Here is a 440-nt window from a genome sequence, read left to right as displayed (position 1 = left end):
GATACCCGGCCTAAAGATACGTACCGGTTTTCTTCTAACGGCACCTCAGCGTGGTTGGAACTGCAGGTTGGGGAAGACACCGGCATTAAACTCGATGCCTTCATCCACCAGACCGCCGCCAAGGAAGACATCACTGTCGCTGAGGCAGTCATCAAACTGCTTTCCGGTGAAATACAGCCACCAGCTACGGTGGTGCTCCACACCTACCAGGCCTGCGATATTGAGGATGCACCGACCTTTATTGAAGGCTTCGGCTGGCGAGCTGAGCCCATGCCACATGACAAGATGCGGGATTTAACCGAAGAGATAAAAGAGGCCGATGGCTACCAGCCAGGAATCATCATGCGCAAACTTGTCGAAGGACGCGACGGTACCTGCCGGGTCGGCGGCTGTGGCGAGCCTGCTTTTCTCAGCCAGTTGGATCACCGACACAACTGGGC

1 pseudogene is annotated in these 440 nt (G+C 55.9%); it reads left to right on the top strand.

The annotated features are described in order from the left end of the window. Positions 1–440, top strand: a pseudogene (locus tag HMPREF2526_RS09690) (HNH endonuclease); the annotation flags it as partial.

The sequence above is a fragment of the Corynebacterium sp. HMSC070E08 genome, from assembly GCF_001808895.1.
GTDB classification, from domain to species: Bacteria; Actinomycetota; Actinomycetes; order Mycobacteriales; family Mycobacteriaceae; genus Corynebacterium; species Corynebacterium hiratae.
Note: the sequence above shows the minus strand (reverse complement) of the source record. Positions and strands in the feature narration are given on the sequence as shown.